Source organism: Microbulbifer sp. ABE4_465 (genome assembly GCF_056160765.1).
The window spans coordinates 1-21,470 of sequence record NZ_JBSWXV010000007.1; the positions used below are offsets into that span (position 1 = coordinate 1).

19 protein-coding genes and 1 rRNA gene are annotated in these 21,470 nt (G+C 57.3%); 6 read left to right on the forward strand and 14 right to left on the reverse strand.

Annotation, left to right across the window (positions count from 1 at the left end):
- A 5S ribosomal RNA gene (gene rrf / locus ACXAG1_RS12130) occupies positions 1 to 92 on the forward strand; the annotation flags it as partial.
- Positions 93 to 437: 345 nt separating this feature from the next.
- Here rrf and ACXAG1_RS12135 read toward each other — a convergent pair.
- The 9 genes from ACXAG1_RS12135 to ACXAG1_RS12175 all read right to left on the reverse strand — a co-directional run bounded on the left by ACXAG1_RS12135 (position 438) and on the right by ACXAG1_RS12175 (position 11,097).
- Positions 438 to 1,145 (reverse strand): sensor histidine kinase, encoded by a 708-nt coding sequence (locus ACXAG1_RS12135; RefSeq protein WP_475090881.1) that lies wholly within the window; start codon positions 1,143 to 1,145, stop codon positions 438 to 440.
- Complete coding sequence (locus tag ACXAG1_RS12140; protein ID WP_475090880.1) at positions 1,138 to 4,224, reverse strand: protein kinase domain-containing protein; 3,087 nt, start codon at positions 4,222 to 4,224, stop codon at positions 1,138 to 1,140. The genes ACXAG1_RS12135 and ACXAG1_RS12140 overlap by 8 nt, the downstream gene beginning before the upstream one ends.
- A 13-nt stretch (positions 4,225 to 4,237) precedes the next feature.
- Positions 4,238 to 5,176, reverse strand: a complete 939-nt coding sequence (locus ACXAG1_RS12145; RefSeq protein ID WP_475119822.1) for an FHA domain-containing protein — start codon at positions 5,174 to 5,176, stop codon at positions 4,238 to 4,240.
- Entirely contained in the window at positions 5,124 to 5,915 is a 792-nt protein-coding gene (locus ACXAG1_RS12150; protein WP_475119823.1) for a DUF6689 family protein, read from the reverse strand. Before ACXAG1_RS12150 ends, ACXAG1_RS12145 begins: the two co-directional genes overlap by 53 nt.
- Before the next feature lie 441 nt (positions 5,916 to 6,356).
- The gene (locus ACXAG1_RS12155; RefSeq protein WP_475090878.1) at positions 6,357 to 7,073 is read right to left on the reverse strand and encodes an outer membrane beta-barrel protein; all 717 of its coding nucleotides are present in this window, start codon (positions 7,071 to 7,073) and stop codon (positions 6,357 to 6,359) included.
- A 102-nt stretch (positions 7,074 to 7,175) separates the two neighbouring features.
- On the reverse strand, positions 7,176 to 7,829 hold the full coding sequence (locus tag ACXAG1_RS12160) for a replication protein P (protein WP_475090876.1): 654 nt from the start codon (positions 7,827 to 7,829) through the stop codon (positions 7,176 to 7,178).
- Positions 7,741 to 9,051 (reverse strand): DnaT-like ssDNA-binding domain-containing protein, encoded by a 1,311-nt coding sequence (locus ACXAG1_RS12165; protein ID WP_475119824.1) that lies wholly within the window; start codon positions 9,049 to 9,051, stop codon positions 7,741 to 7,743. Before ACXAG1_RS12165 ends, ACXAG1_RS12160 begins: the two co-directional genes overlap by 89 nt.
- 154 nt (positions 9,052 to 9,205) lie before the next feature.
- The gene (locus ACXAG1_RS12170) at positions 9,206 to 9,871 is read right to left on the reverse strand and encodes a helix-turn-helix transcriptional regulator (RefSeq protein WP_475119825.1); all 666 of its coding nucleotides are present in this window, start codon (positions 9,869 to 9,871) and stop codon (positions 9,206 to 9,208) included.
- A complete protein-coding gene (locus ACXAG1_RS12175) occupies positions 9,868 to 11,097 on the reverse strand; it encodes an MFS transporter (RefSeq protein WP_475119826.1) in 1,230 nt (409 codons plus the stop codon). Before ACXAG1_RS12175 ends, ACXAG1_RS12170 begins: the two co-directional genes overlap by 4 nt.
- Positions 11,098 to 11,370: 273 nt before the next feature.
- Between ACXAG1_RS12175 and ACXAG1_RS12180 the strand changes: the two genes are divergently transcribed.
- Both ACXAG1_RS12180 and ACXAG1_RS12185 read left to right on the forward strand, forming a co-directional pair.
- Entirely contained in the window at positions 11,371 to 13,638 is a 2,268-nt protein-coding gene (locus tag ACXAG1_RS12180) for a heavy metal translocating P-type ATPase (RefSeq protein WP_475119827.1), read from the forward strand.
- Positions 13,638 to 14,006: a cupredoxin domain-containing protein gene (locus tag ACXAG1_RS12185; RefSeq protein WP_475119828.1), complete on the forward strand. Its 369-nt coding sequence runs from the start codon at positions 13,638 to 13,640 to the stop codon at positions 14,004 to 14,006. The genes ACXAG1_RS12180 and ACXAG1_RS12185 overlap by 1 nt, the downstream gene beginning before the upstream one ends.
- A gap of 89 nt (positions 14,007 to 14,095) precedes the next feature.
- Here ACXAG1_RS12185 and ACXAG1_RS12190 read toward each other — a convergent pair whose 3' ends face one another.
- The 5 genes from ACXAG1_RS12190 to ACXAG1_RS12210 all read right to left on the reverse strand — a co-directional run bounded on the left by ACXAG1_RS12190 (position 14,096) and on the right by ACXAG1_RS12210 (position 18,615).
- Positions 14,096 to 14,809, reverse strand: a complete 714-nt coding sequence (locus ACXAG1_RS12190) for a copper resistance protein B (protein WP_475119829.1) — start codon at positions 14,807 to 14,809, stop codon at positions 14,096 to 14,098.
- Positions 14,810 to 14,898: 89 nt separating this feature from the next.
- Complete coding sequence (locus ACXAG1_RS12195; RefSeq protein ID WP_475119830.1) at positions 14,899 to 16,764, reverse strand: copper resistance system multicopper oxidase; 1,866 nt, start codon at positions 16,762 to 16,764, stop codon at positions 14,899 to 14,901.
- Between the two features lie 8 nt (positions 16,765 to 16,772).
- Positions 16,773 to 17,291: a DUF411 domain-containing protein gene (locus ACXAG1_RS12200; RefSeq protein WP_475119831.1), complete on the reverse strand. Its 519-nt coding sequence runs from the start codon at positions 17,289 to 17,291 to the stop codon at positions 16,773 to 16,775.
- Positions 17,292 to 17,408: 117 nt separating this feature from the next.
- Positions 17,409 to 17,789, reverse strand: a complete 381-nt coding sequence (locus tag ACXAG1_RS12205; protein WP_475090862.1) for a hypothetical protein — start codon at positions 17,787 to 17,789, stop codon at positions 17,409 to 17,411.
- A 106-nt stretch (positions 17,790 to 17,895) separates the two neighbouring features.
- Positions 17,896 to 18,615 (reverse strand): 4'-phosphopantetheinyl transferase family protein, encoded by a 720-nt coding sequence (locus ACXAG1_RS12210; protein WP_475119832.1) that lies wholly within the window; start codon positions 18,613 to 18,615, stop codon positions 17,896 to 17,898.
- A 138-nt stretch (positions 18,616 to 18,753) separates the two neighbouring features.
- Here ACXAG1_RS12210 and ACXAG1_RS12215 point away from each other — a divergent pair, with 138 nt between their 5' ends.
- The 3 genes from ACXAG1_RS12215 (at position 18,754) to ACXAG1_RS12225 (ending at position 21,470) form a co-directional block, all read left to right on the forward strand.
- A complete protein-coding gene (locus tag ACXAG1_RS12215; protein WP_475119833.1) occupies positions 18,754 to 19,119 on the forward strand; it encodes a hypothetical protein in 366 nt (121 codons plus the stop codon).
- Between the two features lie 177 nt (positions 19,120 to 19,296).
- Positions 19,297 to 20,532, forward strand: coding sequence for a TolC family protein (locus ACXAG1_RS12220; RefSeq protein ID WP_475119834.1), 1,236 nt, complete (start codon positions 19,297 to 19,299; stop codon positions 20,530 to 20,532).
- A gap of 14 nt (positions 20,533 to 20,546) precedes the next feature.
- Positions 20,547 to 21,470 carry an efflux RND transporter periplasmic adaptor subunit gene (locus ACXAG1_RS12225; protein ID WP_475119835.1) on the forward strand — a complete coding sequence of 308 codons (924 nt, stop codon included), beginning with the start codon at positions 20,547 to 20,549 and terminating at the stop codon, positions 21,468 to 21,470.

Genomic DNA, 21,470 nt, shown 5'->3' on the forward strand with positions numbered 1-21,470 from the left:
CCACCTGATCCCTTGCCGAACTCAGAAGTGAAACGCAACATCGCCGATGGTAGTGTGGGGATTCCCCATGTGAGAGTAGGTCATCGTCAGGCTTCTAAATACAAAAAAGGCCACCCCGGATGGGGTGGCCTTTTTTGTATTTAGGATACGATGAATCACTGCCACTACCTCGCAGCGCAAAGCGCTGCCATGTGAAAGGTCGTGCGCGACCCCGGCCGCTCCGAAGGAGCGGAGGCACGGGCGCCGAAAGGCGCCGGGATGCCGTATCACGCACAGCGATGGCGAGCGTAGCTCGACACCCAGTGTAGGCCATTGTCAGGGCTTTTTTCATTGGGCTCTTTTTTGTACCCAAGCCTACGGGGAGCTTCCTGCGTTTATTTACTCCCGGCAAACCAACCATTACAGCCAGCCGAAATTCTTGAAAGAAGTGGCGAGGGCTACCGCCCAAGGCTCACAAAAATATCCGTCCCGCTGTTGCGGGAACTTTTTATCGAAAAGTCTCCGCTGAACAGCTCCACCCGATCACGCATGCTGCGGAGTCCGAAGCCGTCTCGCTCTGCTGCACAAGCCTTATCCACGTCAAAACCGACACCGTTGTCTGCGATACACAGAGTGACACGCTGATCCGTGCAGGTGAGCCGAATATCGATAATGCTCGCTTTACTGTGCTTCTGCGCGTTCGTCAACGCTTCCTGCGCAAGTCGGAAAAGCAGGGTTTCTATGTCTGGTGGAAGCCGGTTTTCCAACCCGGAAATACGCAGTGCTACCTGGATTTCAGTCTGATCCTCAATAAGCTGGCAGAGCCATTCGAGTGCGTGGGACAAGCCAAGGTCATCCAGCACTGCTGGACGTAACAATCGCGCAAGCTGGCGGGCTTCACTCAATGCAATTTCGGTAATTTCCAGGACTTCGGTTTTTTCGGCAGAGGCTTCCATGGTCGCGAGCCGAAGTTTTAAGGCCGTCAGTGTCTGCCCGATACCGTCGTGAAGCTCGCGTGCGAGCCTTTTGCGCTCCTCTTCCTGCACAGACCAGACACTGCGGGCCAAAGCGCGAAAGCGCTGCTCCCCATCAATCAGCTTGCGTGTTAATTTGTCCTGCTCGATGGACAGGCGTTGCAGGCGATCCATTACTTCAAGCTTATCCATCGAGTGATCTCCACGCTTCTGGAACCCACGGCAGTTTTAAAAACTCTTTGAGCTGGTCCTGTTTGATTGTACGGAGAAACCAGTGAGGAAGCTCCGAGCACGACCCGGAATTACACTCTCGCGCACTCTGCCGGATAGCGAACCAGGATTCAGCCGGAATCGTTTCAGGTTCCAGCCCCCGAGCCCAGCGCCAGATCTGGTTTGCAGGATCTATGGCATCCCGCTCGAGCTGCAAGCTATTTACGAGATACTGTCGCCAACTAGATTCCCAAGCAGGTAATGGTTGACCGAGCAGCTCCCTGATGACCGGTTCACTTTCTGCCGCGCGCCCGTTTTCAAGGAGCCACTCCGCTTTAATAAGTTGTTGGCGGGCGAGTTGGTCAGGAGTTGCACTATCCGTTAAAAGATCAAATTTGAGTTTGCCGCCATAGCGCAGAGTCAGCTCTGCGCGTAGCAAGGTGATTTCGTGTTCGGCTCGGGAATCTTGGAGTTCCGACGCCACCGAACTCGCTCTTACAAGCTCCGCTTCGGCCTTGGCCGGCTGGCCTCGCCATAGACTTAGTTGTGCGAGGTGAATTGATGTTGCAAGTTTCGCCTGCTGGTCTCCAATTTCTTCCGCTTCTCGTCGGCTCTGAAGCCATGCTCTGGTAGCCTGAGGCCAGCGCCCTTCCCGAGTATCCAGACTGGCAAGATATTGGCTGACATAGAGCATGCCTCTGCGATCGCCAATATTCTGGTGCCCCAGAAGAGATTGCTGAAAGTAGACCCTCGCACTTTCGTTGTCACCCGCCAACATCGCGATATAACCTACATTTGCCTGACTTTCCGCGATCAGGCCGAGATCGTCCAGTTCGCGGCGCAGCCCTAGCGCCTTCATATATTCTTGCTTGGCTGCGCTGTAGTTGCCGGACTCTTCGAGCAATACACCTTTATCGTTGTGAATACTGGCTTGAAGTCGTGGTGCATTCTCTAAGGCGAGTAAAGAAAGTGCGTCGTCGAGGTGCTGTTGTGCTTTATCCGGTGAGCCTGCGATGGCATTTAGGTAGGAAATATTTGCCAGCAGCCCTGCCTGACCAATCTTATCCCCAAGTGACCGCCTCTTTTCCAGAGCCTCCTGATAATATTTATCGGCGTGCCCCAGTTCACCTAGCCGTTCCTGGGCAACACCAATCGCCGCGAGGGTGTCCGCCTCAAGTTTCAATTGCCGCTGACTGCGAGAAAGCACAAGTGCGCGGGACAGCGGCTCTTCGATTGCCTTTAGTGCCGCGCCACTTTGAATCAGCTGGCGCCCGAGTATGTACCAGCCTCGCGCATCTGTGGGACTGTTGGCGAGCCAGCTTCGTAAATAGTCAATGCTCGCTTCCAAACTCTTGTGGTCTGCCAGTAGATCCGCGTGTAGGTGTGCTAAACGACTGTTGAAAGGCAACCGCTCGCTAAGAATTTCAAGAGAGCTAAGTGCTTTTTTACTGTTACCCGCGAGCCTCTGTCGCTCAAACTGGATTTGCAAGGCGAGTGTTGAGCTCGGGTTGTCGAGTAAGCTGTGGGCTTCATCTATGGCTTTTGTTGCTTCGCGGATATCACCGAGCCCATCGTTTGCCCTGAAGTGCAGGTACGAGCTCAAAGCGTGGGGCCATGTTACCGTTAGCCATTGTGAGAGTTTCGCGGCGAGTTCAAATTCTCCCATGTCGAGGTGGCGTCGTACCTGTACAACCTCGGCGCGAAACTTATCTGGAATGGCGATGGCCTGGGGCGCGCGCTGGTCCAATTGCGTAAGTAGCCTACTCCCTGCCAGATCGAGCGCAGAGAGCACATTCTCTGGCTCTATCATCTGGTGTATGGTGTGCGCCTTTTTTTGCCCGGGTGGACCGTAGCTGACGGTGAGGCTCCACTCATCCCCTATAGGTCTGATTTCAGATGTCACCACCCACACGGCCCCAAAGGCCTGTAGTAACTCTTCCTGCTGACTGGTTGAAAGAGGGAGTGGCCAACTGACCTGGCTGATGTAGTTCAAAACCGGTTGCTGCTCTGCCAGCCTCACATTCGGGGAAGACGCAAGCTGACTGTGTAACTGTTCCGCCGCTGTGCGGGAAAGCCAGGCTGGTACCGGTGGTGAGTATTCTGCGGGCAGCACCAGCAAGGTGGGCGAGGTGTGTTTACCTGTATCGGACGGTGCAGGTTGATACTTCCAGAGTGATAACCCCAAAATCACGACGAGCGGAAGTGCCCAGCCCCAGCGATAATTGCGGGGCGCCTGCGCAATACGCAAGCGAGCGTTACGAGCGCTTGTGGGGCGCCTGCTGGGACGTTTACTGAGCAGCTGGAGGATAAATTGACTGAGTTGTCTGGGCACCTCTTTACACCTTTCACAGGGTGCCAGCGGACGGACGCTTAACCGGGCGATCATCCGAGCACTACTTTCTTCACCGTCAAACGGAAGAAATCCGGTAGCTGACTCGTACAGAATCACCCCGAGGCTGTAGAGGTCACTGCGGCCATCGAGGGCTTTTCCCTGAATTTGTTCGGGAGAAGCATAATCTGGCGTGCCAGACGGGGCATCGGCTTTTTCACCCAGAGCGCGAGCGACGCCAAAGTCGGTAATAAAAGCCTGCCCTTCCGGGTTGATCAAAATGTTTTCTGGCTTCAGATCGAGGTGTACGACATTGTTCTGGTGCGCTTGATCCAGCGCGTCCAGCAAGGAGTGTGCGAGTGAGACTACGACCTGCGGTTTAAGTCGCTTTTCCCGGTCGAGCTTGGTTGCCAGGCTTTCGCCGGGAATATAGTCCATGGTGTAAAAGTAACCGTGCTCGGACTCGAAAATATCGTGCAGGCGAACCACATTCGGGTGGCTGATTTTTCGCGCAAGCAAAACTTCTCTGCGCAAGCTTACTCCTGCTTGCCGGTCGAGAAGTTTTAAAGCCACTTCAATCCCAAGTTGCTCATCCATTGCCAGGTACACTGAGCCGTAACCTCCACGGCCTACCAAGCACTGGATAACAAAACGATTTGCAAGGCGCTCACCGCTTTGCAGGGGATGGAAAAGATTGCTTATTGTTTTTGTTGTATCAGGATCTGTTTCCACTAGTGGAAAAACCTCATTTCCAGGCTGAAAGACTGGGAAAATGCGTTTCAGCAGTGCTCCGGTTCAGTTGATCAAGATCCGCTTTAAGCAATGTTGCCGCAATTGCCATGGATGCATTGTCTGCCATGGCCTCGAGAATACTTAAATCAAGCTCAGTAATCCCTTTTCCCATTAACAGGCTATCCGTATAGAGGACGCCAAGTTGTCTATCGTCCATCACCAGCGGCAAGCAGGCAAGGGCACGAATGGCATTGAGCTGGATACTGGGCTGGCTGGAAAGAAACTGATGGTCAAGACTGTCAGAGGTTACCAGCGGGCGGCCGGAGCTGAGCACTTCGGCTACCGCACTGCGCGACCCGGCAAAGTCAGCGCGTTGCAAAACTTCGGGTGTTACTCCATGCATTGCACTAACCGATAGATTACCGGTAGTACCTTTAAGTAGGATAAAAGCGCGATCGGTGCCAGCCAGCTGGATGACGCCTTCCAGTATTCGGGCGAGCATCTGCTCCAGGTCACCGCTGTTGGACAGTTGCTTGCCTATTTCTTCACAGTGCTTCCAACGCTTGTCTGCTTGGCCTTCGAGGTGATCCAGCTGCTGTATCCCCAGGAGTTGGAAACGCGTCTGAATCTCACCGATTGATAGCCAACAGTCATCCGTTAAATTGGCGAAACTGACATTTGCGCCGTGAATTCTCGTGCCATTTTTAGATCCCAGATCACGAAGCGTCCAGACATTATTCACCTGTTTCAGCTCAGCGTGACTCCTGGATACGGAGGGATTATCTATATGTAAGTTGCAGTCTGTGCTGCGGCCCAGTCTGTAAGTCCTGTTATCCTCTAGGCAAATTTCTTTCACTGGACGGCGAGGATAGTAAATACTGAACTGAGCCGGCACAGAATTAACCTTGAGAGAGACTGAAACGCAGGGTTGAACTTGCGCCGAGTAAATCACCAGCGGTGTTGGTCAGCGGGGAAGTGGCATGCCAGACATTACTGATTAATGAGCCGGCGAGGCTATCTATCAGGCCAATCACCAGGTCCAATGTGGCGATTGCAAGTAGGATATTTCCCTGTTCCCAAAAGAGCCGGGAAAGATTTAATTGGCCCAGCAGGCGGTTAGTGGTCAACCAGCTCAGCTTACTGGAGCTGATCGCGTTGCTTAACCTTTGATACTTGAGCGCTATTACGTCGTTTGGGTCTCTGTTGTCGCGGACCACCATCCACTCGGAGAAGTTGCCAGTTCTGAGGCGGGCGCGGTACGAGCCTTCACTGTGCTCGGCGGTTAAATCCTGAAAGGTCTCACCTTCGTGCGACTTGAATACCCTGAAATTGTTGTCAAAGTGAATATCGTGGGTATAGACCATGACATCGGCGGCTCCGCGAAAAGAAAGTTCTTCACTTGCGGGAGGTTCAATAACAATCATGACTGGGAAATCTGCAATCGGCTCGACGCCCTCGGGTAACCTGGCGACGACATTGGGGTCCGTCACGGAGAAGATATAAGAGTCCACTCCTGCGCTCGTTGCATCCAGGTTTTTTACTGAGTCAAAAGTGAGGGTGAGTTCAACGGAATTGCTGCCTTCGGAGATGGTGAATTGCGCACTATTCTCCGTAATTTCCGTTTCGGTAATGGTGGCCAAAGACGGCAGGCTCAAGGTACATCCGAGAATAAATGTAAGTAAGCGCGACATGCTGTGCTACCCCGGAATCGTTATCGGAAATATTGTGTTCATTTTGATCACTTTTACATCTAACTACATCCGAAAATAAAAATAAAGCCAATTTGAGAGGTGTGTCATGGAATTTTGTCAATAGTGCGACATTGATTCTCATCACTGAAATTAAAACTGGAAAGTGCAGATATCGAATCACCGCAAAGAAGTCTGCCTCTGTTCTCCGTTGAAATTTTAAGCGCCGCCTGTAGCGTAATAGCCGCGCCATTCCGGTCATATATCCCAAACTTATCCCCAGCTCTGTCCAGTGTTTCTGTGAGTAACCGGGTTGTGCATAACCCGGAAAACTCTTAAGAAATCAAATTCTCCACTCACACCGACGAGAGGCATCTGCCGGGGCTGAGGCTTGTGGATCGCGCCAAATGAGTTGGGCTGTGCACAGTTCAAATGGCAGGTGCGCTAGAAATGAACACTCCAGCCCAGCGATGCGGATTCCACCTGATATTCTCCCCGAAGTTCCTCGCTGCCGACTTCAGGGAACAGCTCCCACTCCGCGCGAATAGTCCAACGATCTCGCAGTTGATAACTCACCCCTGCGCCATACCCCCAATGAAAACCACTGCCCGTTTCCGAAAACACGCCTTCCACGGGAATGGCCACCGGTTGCAGAGACCCGTCCTCAAGCTGGAATACTGCCAGCGCGTCTCCTCGCTGCAGCGAACGCAATTCATTAAACCAGAAGCCGCCACCCAGCTTGCCAAAGACACTGAATCCCGAGCGCCCCACAGGCAGGTGGCCGACAACAAAAGCATTGCCCATCCGGTTGGTTATACGGTCCTTGATGGCGAGTCGCGGAAATTGCGGATTGCCGACGACGAAATTTGATGTGGATGTTGCCGTCTGTCGTAGATCGGCTTCTACCGCGAAATTAGGGCTCCAGCGCCACCCCGCGTAGAGTTTGGCTCCCTCGCCCGCGTCACTGCAGTTGGATAGCGTTGCGACCTGACTCTCGCTGTTGAGCCGGTCAACGAAGCTACTCGTGTCACTACATATATCATTGAGGGCGGTTGCCTGGAGTGCGAGACCACCGTAGCGATGGGAATAGAAATCGGCACTGGCAAGGCTGCTGCCCAGCAGTGTAAGGGGTACCACAAGCAGAAGGAGGGGCCTGACCATGGCGATACCTGCTCTGGAGTCGGAAGAATCGTGTCTTGATGGCCGGCTTCCGTAAATCCGTGGAAACTGGCCTGTGCGCTGAAGCTCAGCCCACCCATCACATCATATTTTGAGGTGCGCGCGCAATTCCGCCAACTTCTTGGCATTTTCAGCTTTCGACAGCGGTTTCGCCGCTTGATGTTCCAGCTGGACCTGTTTTGGCGCGGGCAAGCTTTCGCCCGCCATCAAGCGCTCGCAAATTTTTTTATAGTGGCTGGCGAATACGGGATAAGCGGAAGCTTCCGGGTTGTTCGCCAGGAAAAACCAGTCGGCGGCGCGGCCCGCGTGGTATACGGCGGGATGACTCCACTTGTGGTTGGCCTTGGGGCTGGGGGCATTGCAGGCCTCGCGGTAAGCGGCGCGCGGATCCGGAAGACCGTTATCGCCCTCGGCGCAGAACTGCAACATCTTGTGGATAGTAGGCAAATATTCGGATTGCTTGATGGCGCGTTTGGCACCGGCAACCATTTCCTCGGGGGAGAATCCGGCCAGGGACTCCAGCCACAGGCGCTTGGCATGGTTCAGCGTCTGTACGTCCTGAAAAGCGGAGTTGAACTGGTTGTGGTAGCTCAATTTCAGCAGCCCGAAAACTTCATTCAGTGCCCGCTTGCGCGCTTCCAGCTCGGGATTACCAGTTTGTGTCTGTGACGATGTCCCAGACTGACGTGTCTCTGGTGCGCTGGTTACCTGTGTTCCCGGATTCTTGTGGCTTGCCATGTTGTTGTCCTATCGCGAACTTGTTGCGTTCGGCCCACTTGTGCCGCGCATGGCGCACAAATACCGCGTCCCAGCTTTTGCGGGCGGCATTCTGGCTGCGCCAGTAAAGGATGAATTCCGGAACCAGCGATAGTGCAAAGTCCCGATCAATTTCACACTGGTTCAGCAGGTGCCCGAGGCAGTCGCTGGAGGGCTGCCAGTTGCGGGAAATGGGTTTAGCCACCGGGTTCTTTTCGATGCCCTGGCAGTAGTAAGCCCACTCCGTGCGCGCATACTCGATAAACTGCTCGCCCCAACGGGCGCTGTGGCCGCCACGCTCCAGCCATTTGTAAATGAACTCGGGCAGTAATTCTGCAGCAAAATTGGGGTTGATGGCCAATCGGCGCAGTTGTTCCCAGGTATTTTCGCTGGGCTGCCAGTCCCGGGTCATGGGCTCCGGCTTGCGCTTTTCGATAAACGGGGTGTCCTGCTTTTCCCAGTCCTCGGTTACCCAGTCGTTAAATTCAAGATCCCAGGAAACGGATTGCTTGGCACTGTTGCGGTGGTATTCCACAAAACGCTGCAGGCAGCGCTGAACGAAAGTACTGGGCACCCCCTCGTCTGAAAGCTTGCGCAGGGTTTCCTCCCCCGGGCGCCAGTGGTCAGGCAGCGGTTGTTTGCGCCCCTGGGTAGCCCGGAAGGACTCCCACTTGTTTTTTACCTGCTTCAGAAACAGGGAGCCGAAAGAGTGCCGGCTCTCACCGCGGTCTCGCCAGTAGGTCACGAACTCCGGTAACTGCTCCCGCACGAAGTGCTCCGGCACGCCCAGCTGCGCGATGCGCGCCATGGTTTCATTATCAGGCTGCCAGCTGGGCGAAATGGTATTGGCCGCGCGGGGAGCGGGGGCCTGAGCTATTGCAGGCCTGTTGGAGCCCTGCCCAGCTTGTAGCGAGAATTTGAGCATGGCACTGCTGCCGTAGGGGGCCGCGCCAAGTAAGAGGGCCCCCTGATTACGTAGACTGGTGGAGACCCGCTGGATATCCACAGGCTCCCAGAATGGCAGCAATTGTTGAAGCTGCTCGCCCCCTACGGTGTACCAGTCCCGACCGGGGTGTGACTCCACGGGCAAAAACGGTAGCAGGTCGCCCAGTGCGCCCAGCAATACTGCCTCCTCCAGGCCGAGGGTGGTGGCCAGAGTGGGGGAGATCACGAGGGGGCGTTCCGGGAGCAGGGGGTGTTTCATGCCGCGATGATACCACCCGAGGGGATGTCACCGGGAGGGTAAATGGCCCCTGGACCGAGGGGAATCCCCGACTCATGGGTTCCCACATCGCGCCTGAGACGTCCGGAAATAGTCTCTGTAACGCACATTCGGTCGGCGGCAGCTCGGGCTCGGGTTAGACGCCCTGCGCCGAAATACGGTAGGCGCAGCGCCTTGCTCCGTTTAGCAGGTATTCGCATCGATCCACCTGCGCGCCGGGCAGACACTGGCGGAAAATTTCCAGCTCCGAGCGGCAGAAGCCCTGGCACTGCCGGGCGGCCGCGCAGATCGGGCAGTGGTTTTCCAGCAGTAGCCATACGCCGCGCTTCTCGCGTACGGCCTGTGCCATGTAGCCTTCCCGATCGCGCAGCTCCGCCAGTTTTTTCACCCTGGCGCCGAGGCTGTGACACTTGGCCAGCGCCGATTGGTACTCTGTCAGAGACTCTTTCTCGCGCTGGCCAATCAGCGCGTCCAGTCCCTGCTCACCAAAGACTTCCCGCACGTTGTCGATCAGCCGCACCGTGAGGTCGCCGTGGCGATCGGGAAAGCGTTGCTGGGCCTTTTCGGTCAGCTCCCAGTAGCTGGTGGGGCGACCGACCTTTTCCACGCGATCAAAGCGGCTGAGGAGCCCACCGTCTGCCAGTTGATGCAAATGCTGGCGCGCGCCCACGGCGGATATCCCGAGGCTTTCTGCAATAAATGGTGCTGACTGTGGCCCGCGGGTTTTCAGCAGGTAGAGGATCTGCTCGCGGGAATCGCCGGCGGAACTCGACGTCGACTTTTTTGATGTTGCCCTGGTCATTGTGCGTCCGCCTTTTGCGGCCATGCATCCGCTGTGCGCTGAATAAATGCAAACCAGATCGCGCCGGCAATACACAGCAGGCCGCCAAGCATCAGCGTCCACTGGCTGCCGAGTAGCGCCACACTACTCCCCAGCAGCGCAATCATGGTGCTGGTCAGGCAAAAGTTGGCGGTGAGCAATCCCATCACGCGGCCCTGGCCGTAGTGTTCGAAGCGTTCCGACATGGTAGCGGGGAAGACTCCGTTTACCGTCGCGATACCCACGCCAATCAGGGCAAACAGGGCAACGGTGCCCTGGGCGCTGGTTAGAGGTAACAATATCAGCAGTAGCCCGAGGGCGAGCGCACCCCTGAATATGAGGGGCTCGCCACCGAATCTGCGTTTCAGCGCCGGTATCGCAATGACGCTGGTGGCAATCATCATGCCGGTGACCACGACGGTATTCCACGCAATCTGATGGGGCTGAAAGCCAAATTTTTCCACAAGCCAGAAAGGATAAAACTGGTAAAAGGCATTCACCCCAAGGGTGAACAGAAGATTGAACAGTGCCAGGGTACGAATCGCGGGCTCGCGCCAGAGTGCGAGGGAGTTCTTTGTGCGCACCAGTTGCAGCAGGCTTGTTTCCTCTACATTTTGTGCCACATCTGCCGGTATCAGTAGCCGCGAAATAAAGGCACAGGCGAAGACCGCCAGAGCACCCGTCCAGAACACGGTGACCGGGCCACTGGCCGCCAGGTATCCCCCTGTCAGCGGCCCCAGTAGCCAGCCGGCGTAAGAACAAGCCATTGCCAGCGACAGCGCGCGGGTCCGATCAATCGCGGGATGCAGGTCTGCGGCCATGGCCCGCGCTATCGCAATATTGCCCTCACACAGGCCGGTAACAAAACGCGCAAAGGCAAACAGCAAGTAGTTCTCCCAGCTGAGTGCCAGCGCCGACAACGCATATCCCGCAGCGGCCAGTACAAGGGTAAACACCAGCGTGCGCCGGCGACCATACTGATCCGATAAGGCACCCACCACACTGCTGCCGATCAGTAACCCCAGTGGAAACAGTGCCAGCAAAATACCGAGCAGCAGTTGGGGTGGCAGCCCCATAAACCGCGTCAGTTCGTTCGCCGGTCCGTCCAGAAATAGCGGCGCCAATACCGGGTAGGGCAATGCGATACCGGCGGTGCCGATTAGGGTGACCAGCATGACGGCGAAGAGAGTAGCTTTGGGGTTAGGCATGGGCATGGCGATATAAAATAAGTAATTGCTTTTTATATTACGGTAGCACGTCTCTTTGATAAGAAAAGCAAATGCTTATTTATTGTGGCCATAGCGCTGAGCAATAACCCTGCGCGATGATCTCACTAGTCTGCTTTCCGCTACCCTGAGTGGGATCAAAGGTTTGACTACCTGATGCTTGCATTCCCCCTGCGGTAAGCTTTTACCATCACTGTTAACAAGCTTTGAGAAGCGCGATCGCACTTATTCATTGAATTCAGGCACGAGGAACTCATGACCAACAAAACCGCTTCGCCCGCCAAGACCTTTCAGTTACAGGGTGTCAGCTGCGCCGGCTGCGTGAAAAAAATCGAGTCTGCACTGGCGCAGGTGGAGGGGGTTAATGACGCGAGGGTGAACCTGGGGGACAAAACCCTGGTGGTTCATGGCGATGCTGAAGCGCAGGCCTGTATCAGCGCGGTGGAGTCCGCCGGCTATGGCGCGGAAGTCGTGCAGGCAAATGCACGGGAGCTGCGTGAACAGCAGCGGCAAGAAGAGCAAAGCCATTACCGGCAGCTGCTCTGGCGGGCGGGCATCGCGCTGGGTATTGGCGTGCCCCTGATGATCTGGGGACTGGTGACCGGCGAAATGGGCGTGCACAACAGCTTTCAGCAACTCGCTTGGGGAGCAGTCGGCCTCGTCACTCTTGCGGTACTGATTTTCTGCGGCGGCCATTTCTATACAGGCGCCTGGCGGGCCTTCCGCCATCACAGTGCCACCATGGATACACTGGTCGCACTCGGCACCGGCACCGCCTGGTTGTTTTCCATGCTGGTGGTCTTGCTGCCACAAGTCCTGCCTGAATCTGCACGCCACGTCTATTTCGAGGCCAGCGCCATGATTATCGGCCTGATTAATCTCGGCCAGGCACTTGAGGTGCGCGCCCGCGGCAAGACCAGCGCGGCGGTGGAAAAACTATTGGAGCTGCAGGACACCAGCGCACGGGTAATCCGCGATGGGGAGGAAGTGGATATCCCCATCGAGCAGGTGCAGGCCGGCGACAAACTGCGGGTACGCCCGGGAGAAAAAATTCCCGTGGATGGCAGCGTGCTGGAAGGCGAAAGCCGCGTCGATGAATCCATGCTCACTGGCGAACCGGTGCCGGTAAAGAAAGCGGCGGGCGATGGACTCAGTGCGGGTACCCTGAACAAAAATGGCAGTCTCGTATTCACCGCGGAGAAAGTGGGCGCGGATACCCGACTGTCGCAGATTGTTCAGATGGTCAAAAACGCCCAGAGTTCACGGGTGCCCATCGCGCGGCTGGCGGACACCATCTCTGCCGTCTTTGTACCCAGCGTCATGATCATCGCGGTGGTGGCCGCCCTGGTCTGGTACAACTGGGGCCCCGATCCAAAAGTCGTCCATATGCTGGTGGTGTTGACCTCGGTGCTGATAATCGCCTGCCCGTGCGCCTTGGGGCTTGCCACGCCCATGTCGGTCATGGTCGGGGTTGGTAAAGGCGCTGAGAATGGCGTACTGGTGCGCAATGGCAAGGCACTGCAGCAGGCTACCGATCTCGATATCCTGGTGGTGGATAAAACCGGTACCCTTACCGAAGGTGCACCAAAGCTGACGGATATCGAAAGCGAAGGTGACGAGGACGAATTGCTGCAACATCTGGCGAGCCTGGAAAGCCGCTCCGAACATCCACTGGCGGAAGCGATTGTCGCAGCGGCAAAAGAAAAAAGCCTGCCGTTGGGTGAGGTAAAAAATTTCGAAGCGATAACTGCCCACGGAGTACGCGGCGAGGTCGATGGCAAAACCATTCTGCTGGGTAATCGCAAACTGATGCAGCGTGAAGGCATTGAAACCGGACAGTGGCCGGAGAAAGCAGAAGCGCTTGCCGCACAGGGGCGCACCGCCATGTATGCGGCAGTGGATGGGGCCATGGCCGGTGTGATCGCCGTAGCCGATCCCATTCGCGAAGACGCACAGGCTGCGGTAAAACGTTTGCAGGAACTCGGCCTTCGCATCGAAATGCTGACCGGTGACAACAAGGCTACGGCAGAGGCGGTCGCCAAACAGCTGGGTATCGAGCATGTGCACGCGGACCTGCTGCCGGAGGACAAGGAAAAGATCGTGGCCGACCTGCAAAAGGGCGGCGCCAAAGTGGGCATGGCCGGTGATGGTATTAACGATGCGCCAGCATTGGCGCGCGCCGATGTGGGCTTTGCCATCGGTGCCGGTACCGATGTGGCGATCGAGTCCGCGGATGTCACCCTGATGCGCTCGTCCTTGCACGGGGTTGCCGATGCGGTGGAGTTATCCCGCGCGACCCTGCGCAATATCAAACAGAACCTGTTCGGCGCATTTATTTACAACACCCTCGGTATCCCCATCGCCGCCGGTGTGTTTTATCCAATCACCGGCACACTGTTGAGCCCGGTGATTGCCGGTGCCGCCATGGCGTTTTCCTCGGTGACTGTGGTGAGTAATGCCAATCGGCTGCGGTTGTTCAAGCCGTCTCACGACTCGGCAAAATCCAACGGAGGTGACGCCTGATGGAATCCGTGCTGATTAATTCACTGGGTCTGGCCGCCATCGCGTTTACCCTGTGGTGGTTCTGGTTGGCGCCCAAGCAGCAGAAATCGCAGGCCGCTGAAGCCAGTGAAAAACTGGAAATCCTGGTCAAGGACGGTGTTTACGAACCGGAGCGGGTGCGCGTGGCCGCGGGCAAAGAAACGATACTGCATTTCCGGCGGGAAGACGCGTCGCCCTGTGCCGAGTGGGTGTTGTTTCCCGACCTTGAGGTGAGCGTGCAGTTGGCGGTGGATAAAGTTACCCAAGTAAAAATCCCCGCGGCGGACGCGGGAGAGTATCCATTTCACTGCCAGATGCAGATGTATCGCGGTAAGCTAGTCGTCGAATAAGGATCACTTTCCTGTAGGAGCCTGTTTGTAGGCGAACTATTCCGACACCGCGGGTGTCCGCCTGGCAGCAGGCTCCTACAGATCAGATATTAAAACCAGGCATGCAGCCCGATCACCCATAAAGTATCACTGACCGATTCTCCGTCCTGCCGCACAAAGTCTGCGGTATTGCCGAATTTCTTTTCGTAGTTCACGCCGATATAGGGCGCGAACTGCGGGGTGAACTCGTAGCGCAGGCGCAGGCCGGCTTCAATATCAGAAAGGCCGGAGCCGGTGTGCTGTTCGGGAGAATTCTGGCCGAAGAAATTCACTTCGATTTCCGGGCTCAGGATCCACTGCTGGGTAAACAACAGTTCGTACTCGGCTTCCACTCGAAACGCGGTATCTCCGTCTTCGCCGATAAACAGTGACGTATCCACTTCGAAGAAGTAGGGCGCCAGACCGTTCAGGGTAATAACGCCCCAGTTGCGGCTGTCGGTTTCCAGTTCAAAGTCGTGGCGCACGCCCAGCTGCAAATCCCAGTAGGGGGCGATGGCACGGCTGTAAAGCGCCTGTAGCTCGCTTTTCTCTGTTGTTCCATCTTCCCGTTCAACCTCAGTTTTCAGCCACAGTTTATTGAAGTCGCCACCAAACCACAGGCTGCCCTCCAGTGCGCTGCCATCGTGCTCGCGCGCTTCCAGCTGGTCGACGGTGACCTTGGTTAGTAGCACCTCGTGATCCATTACGTGATCCGGCTGGTTCGGCGCATGTTCCAGGTTCGATACGGCTGGTGCCGGCGAACGGTCGTGATGTTCGTGTTGCATGTGGTGATGCTGATGTTCGTCTTGATCAGCGAGGGCGCAGGCGGGAGCGATCGCAGCCACCAACAAAAAGTTTTTCATTGACCTCATCGTTAAACCACCCTCACTTCGCGGAACATCCCCGGCATGTGATACAGCAGATGGCAGTGGTAGGCCCAGCGACCATAGGCGTCCGCCGTTACCAGGTAGCTGATGGTGGAGCCGGGCTGCACGAGTATCGTGTGCTTGCGGGGAATAAATTCCGGGTCACCGGTTTCCAGTTCACTCCACATGCCGTGCAGGTGAATGGGGTGGGTCATCATGGTGTCGTTCACCAGGGTGATCCGCAGGCGCTCGCCGTATTTCAGTAGCAGCGGTTCGGCATTGGCAAACTTGATCCCATCCATGGACCACATATAGCGCTCCATATTGCCGGTCAGATGTAGCTGGATTTCCCGCTGCGGCTCGCGCCGGTCGATGGTGGGGGTGAGGTTACGGATATCCGCGTAGGTGAGCACGCGGCGGCCGTAGCGGCTCTGGTGATCGCGCAGGCCGATACCCGGGTCATGCAGACCATTCGTCGGCATGTCCGCGCGCATATCGACACCGGGGCCGTACTCGCTGGCGTGGTGTCGCACCAGCGCGTTGCTGCCGAAGCCGGCACGGCCGAGGCCGCTGGTTTTTCCCGGCATCTGGTGGCCGGCGTGCTGGCCCATATGCTGGCTGTGATCCATGGCGCTCATATTGTGGCCAGAGTGATCCATCGAACTCATGTCAGTCATGTCATGACCGCTGTGGTCCATACCCTGCATGTTGCCCATCTCGTGCGCAGAATGATCCATGCCCATATCGCGATGGGTCAGCACCGGAGCGTAGTCCATCGCCGGTACTTCGGCGCGCAATTCTGGGTGCGGTGTCAGCGTGCCGCGGGCATAACCGCTGCGATCAATGGTCTGGGCGAACAGGGTGTAGGCGCGGTCGTCGGCGGGTTCCACCACCACGTCATAGGTTTCCGCCACGCCGATGCGGAATTCGTCCACGCTCACCGGTTCGATGTTCTGCCCATCGCTCGCCACCACGGTCATTTTCAGCCCCGGAATACGAATATCGAAAATCGACATGGCGGAGCCATTGATAAAGCGCAGGCGCACCTTTTCGCCCCGTTTGAACTGCGCCATAAAGTTGGCGTCCGGCGTCTGCCCGTTCATCAGGCAGGTGTAGGTGTAACCGGTGACGTCGGAGATGTCGCGGTCGGACATGCGCATCTCGTTCCACATCTTGCGGTCGCGCCAGGTCTGGGCCACGCCCTTCTGGCGGACTTCCTCCCACAGGTCGCCGGCGGTGCGACGGCGGCGGTTGTAGTAGTGGCCTTCCTTCTTGAGCTTGGCGTAGATGTCGTGGGGCGACTCGTCGCTCCAGTCGGTGAGCAGGATCACGTGGTCGCGATCATAGGTCACCGGGTCCGGTTCGGCCGGGTCAATCACAATGGCGCCGTAGTGACCCTGTTGCTCCTGGAAATCCGAGTGGCTGTGGTACCAGTAGGTACCGGACTGGGTGATCGGAAACTCGTAGGTGAAGGTTTCCCCGGGACGAATACCGTTGAAACTGAGCCCGGGTACGCCGTCCATATTGCTCGGCAGGATCAGACCGTGCCAGTGGATGGAGGTGTCGTGAGCCAGGTGGTTGGTGACATTGATGGTGACGGTGTCCCCTTCCTTCCAGCGCAGCACCGGCGCCGGTACACCACCATTGACCGCCACTGCGGTGCGCTCGCGGCCGGTGAAGTTGACCGGCAGATAGTTCACGTGCAGACCAAAGCGATTGCCACGTAAAACGTCGGGTAGCGGGTTGACCGTTTGTGCCGCGGATTCCCGGCTCGCGGGCAGTCCCGCGAGCGCCGCACCGGCGGCCATGCCGGTGACAAAACGCCGCCGGGAGACCGGCAGCGTGGTGACGGACTGATCAAAAAGATGCTTCATTACGCGACTCAGAACTGTTGCTCGGCGTTTTCGATGCGGGCGTAAACGCTGTGTCCACCGTCCTTGTGCAGCAGCACCACGTCATAGGGGGTAAAGCGGTCGCCCACTTCCATACCCGGACTGCCAAGCGGCATGGCCGGAACCGCCAGACCTCGGGCGTTGGCCGGTGGGCTTTGCAGAAACTGGCGGATAAATTTGGCCGGTACGTGACCCTCAAAAACATAGTCGTTGTCGGAAACACTGGTGTGGCAGGACTGGAATTCCGGGGCGATATCGAAGCGGTTCTTCACACCGTTCAGGTCATCCACATCCTTTGCGTCCACCGCAAAGCCCTGTTCGTTGGCGTGATCTACCCACAGTTTGCAGCAGCCACAGGTGGCGGATTTGTACGTGGTCAGTGCAATGGACGGTTGAGTGGAAGCCGCTTTGGTTGCCGGGGTTGATGCGGTGTTCTGGGTCTGATGCGCGCGGTCGCAGCCGGCACTGAGCAGGGTAGCGCCCAGCAGTAATGCAGTAAAAAATTTCACGGTACTGGTCTCTCAAATTGGAATGCGATCGATTGCCGGATTTCCGGCGAGGGATCGGATTGTCAGGAAATCAACAGAGAGGCAGCATGCGCCAGCGGTGGGCGCACCTGTCCTGTGTCAGGCAGGGATGGGTGGGCGAATGTCGGATTCCGGCGCCGGGGAAGAACCCAGCGGCCGGTAGGCAGTAGAGGATAAATTGCGGATAAGGAATTCGGTGTCTGCCGCCGTGGTAGGCAAGGCGCTGGCACAGTGGCCCGGGCAGCAGCTGCAAGCCTGGTCACAGTCGTGTGGCGCGCCCGTGGCAGAGGCATCCTCGCAAGCGCGATTACTGCAGAGAGCAGCTTCTGCGGGCTGGTGATGCTTGGGGGAGGAAATACTGTGGCTGACTTCGGCGACCGGCGTTTCGACCTGTTCGCCCTCATGGCACGGCTGCGCCAGCGCTTCGCCACCAAGGGCAAGCAGTGCGAGCAGCAGGAATGTGCGGAAGACGTTGGTCATTGTGCTGGTTGATAGTATTGGTTGAAAGCGCCGGTTGAGTGAAATTTATCCGACGGGAATCTTAGGTGGGAATACCTGCTGGTGCAAGTCGACGGCTTCCTGTGGCTCAGCCGGGAAGGCCCCGCAAGATACGCTCCTGACTGATCTCGCCAATTCCGCCATCGGTGCCTGCGACCGCCAGGTGCAGGTGGGTTGCATCCGGCAGCGGCAGCATGGCGTAGTGAAATTGCCAGGGGTCGGCAGCGCCCGGGAGGTCGTCGGCAAACTGGATACCCTGCCCCAGGTGGAACCCCGCCAGATTAATGCGCGAGAGCCCTTCAGAAATGCCGGTACCGCGGCCCTTGAAGAACGCCTCTTTCATGGTCCACAGGCGGTAAAAGTGCACGGGTAACAGTTCGGGCGGTGAGGATGTCAGCAGCGACTGTTCGTCCGGGTGAAAATAGTGATTGGCGATACGCAGAAAATTGCGCGGCCTGACGGGCTGCTCGATATCCACACCGATATCGGATTCGCAGCTGACCGTCAGTGCAATCCACTGGCCACTGTGGCTGAGACTGAAGTGCAATTCGGGTACTTCAAGGAGCCGGGGCTTACCGGACTCCGCCACCTGAAATTGCAGGCTTTCCGGCGCCTGCCCACTGATATTGCCCAGTACCCGCCGCAACAGTGCGCGACTCAGCAGGAACTGGTAGCGGGCTTCCTCGCTCTTGTAACGCTCCCGTCGCGCGTGTTCATCAATGCTCAGTAGCGATTCAAGGGCGCGGGCTTCAGCGCTGCCCGCGGGAATATCGTCGGTATGTAAAAGCCAGACTGCGGGTAAGGTCATCGCGCTCAAAAAATCAGAAACTGTGAAGTCATGCTAATACCTGATCGGGAGGGCTGCCAGTGCTTTGAGTATCCCTGCGTTATTTGTTAGCTTTGCTGGCTCTATTAACAGTCCTTCCGTTTTGACGGTTTTTGCGACATGCCAAAACTTTCCATTAATGCCCTGTTTGGCTATCTGCTGCTGACGCTGCTGGTGATCCAGCAGGCGACGGCGTGCTATGACGGCCATGGGGATTTGGCAGAGCCAGTTGCAAATGCGGTCGCGGCGCAGCCGCTGGTGGACTGTAGTGATTCAGACTGCGGCAGCCCCTGTGACACAGCGGAGCTGGTCGGGCTGGATCAGGAATGCAATCACTGCTGTCACTGCCATGCCGGTACCAGCCTGTGCCTGCCCGCGGGTAACTATACCCAGTGGAGCATTCCCGGTATGCGCTGGCTTGCTACGGCAGACAGCACTTTCCCTCACGAGATTATCTCCGCCCTCTATCGACCTCCCATTGCCTGAGTGAACTGAAAATTCCGCGGATTCAAAGCGTTTCCGCTCACTGAACTTCAACCCTCACTCGGGAATTGTTTTATGTCTTGTTTTGCGACACCACGCTGCTGGTGTCTGTCTTTTGCTGCGCGTGCACTGTTTGCGCTCGCTGCGTGCATCCCCTTCTTGTTTATTCCTGTGCAGCCTGTGTCTGCTCAGAGCCACGATGCGCGGCCGTCGATCACCCTGTCCGAGGCCATCGCCAGGACCCTGGACCACCACCCCTCGCTCGCGGTGTTCGACTACCGCCAGCAATCTCTGGATGGCCGTGCGCAAACGGCGAGTCTGCGTCCTGCGCTCAACCTGGATACCGAGCTGGAAAATTTTGCCGGCACCAATGGTACGGACAACACCGAATTTACTGTCGGCCTGTCTTCAGTGATCGAACTGGGCGGCAAGCGCAATGCGCGCGGAGAGGTCATCGCCAGTGAACGGCGGTTGCTGAATCTGGAGCGTGAAATTCAGGCGCTGGATCTGCTCGGTGAGGTGACTCGCCGCTACGTTCAGGTGCTCTCGGTTTCCGAGCAACTGGTGCTGGCAAGAGACAGCGTGCAGCTCGCCGAGGGCGCGCTGGCTTCGGTGACGTCGCGGGTTCGCGCCGGGGCCGCACCCACAGCAGAGAAACTGCGCGCATCGGCAGCGCTTTCCCGTGCACAGCTGCAGCAGCAGCGTCTTGAAAAACAGTTGCAGGCCGAGCGGATCGCACTGGCGGCTATGTGGGGGGAGACCAATGAGGACTTCTCTGTAGCCGGAGGGCAGTTGTACCGGATGCCGCAGGCCGACGATTTCCAGAACTATCTCGACCGCGCCAATCGAAACCCCATGCTGATGCGATTTGCTTCCGAGGCGCGCGTGCAGCAGGCGCAGTTGCGGCTGGCAAGCAGCGCCGGCCGCGCGGATGTGAGCTGGGGGCTTGGGGTGCGCCAGAGCAATGAGACCGACAGCACCTCGCTGGTGGCGGGGCTAAGTGTGCCACTGTTCAGTGGCCGTCGCGCCCGGGGCGAAATTGCCAGCGCCCGCGCCGCCCTGCAGGGCACCGCTGCTCGAGAGGACGCTGTGCGTTTGCAGTTGCATACCCAGCTGTATCGCGCCTATGCCGGCCGCGCCCAGGCGGTGCAATCTGTGCAACACCTGCGCGAGGAAATTATTCCGACACTGACCCGCGCTATGGGAGAAACCGAGACCCTGTATCGCGCCGGTCGCTACACCTATCAGGATTGGGTTGCGGCGCGGGAAGAATTACTCGATGCCCGCCGCGCACTGATCGACAGTGCCACGCAAGCGCTGCTGGCGGGGGCTGAAATGGAACAGCTTACCGCGGCACCGCTTCTCGCCAATCATCCTGTGCCCTCGATTGCACCAGCGACAGTGAATGAAAAATGATTTCAGGTAACACCATGTTCAAAACAGCACACATTGCCATGTTTCTGCTCGCGCTCTCTGTTCCAGGCTGGGCCAGCGACGACCATCACCATGAAGGCGACGGTCATCACGAAGAAAGCCACCATGACGAAGGCGTGGTAGAGCTATCCGATGCCGCGCTTGCCCGCGCCGGGGTGGCAATTGCCGTGGCCGCGGCCAGAGAAATCGAATCCACCGTCACTCTCTACGGAAAACTGCAACCGGAGCCCACGGCGATCAGCCATATTCGCGCGCGCTATCCGGGGCTGGTTTCCAAGATTGCTGTCAGCATTGGCGACCCGGTGAAAAAGGGACAGCTGTTGGCTTCGATCAATTCCAATGAAAGCTTGCAGGAATACACACTGCGCGCGCCCTTTGACGGGGTGGTGATCGAGAAGCACGCGGGACCCGGGGAATTTGTCAGCGAACAGGTGCTGTTTACCGTGGCGGACTACAGCAAGCTGTGGGCAGATTTGCAGGTGTTTCCCGAGCGGCTTGGCAACGTGCAGCGCGGTCAGCCGGTCGAAATTATTGCCGGTGAACAGACGTTTCAGGGAGAGGTGCAAAACCTGGTGCCCGCTGCCAATGGTGCGCCTTTTCAGCGCGCGCGGGTACCATTGGATAACAGCTGTGGTAGCTGGTCATCGGGGATTTTTGTTCAGGGGCGCGTCACCGTTGGTGAAAAAAACGTGGCAGTCGCCGTCGACAATCGCGCACTGCAGACCCTGGACGGTGAGACAGTGACTTTTCTCGAAACCAAACCCAACCACTTTGAACCGCGCCCGGTGCACCTGGGTTTGCGGGGAAGCGAATTCAGTGAAGTACTGGACGGAATCAAGGCGGGTGAACGCTATGTGGCGGAGAACAGCTATCTGATCAAAGCCGAGCTGAAAAAATCTGCCGCCGGCCACGCGCACTGA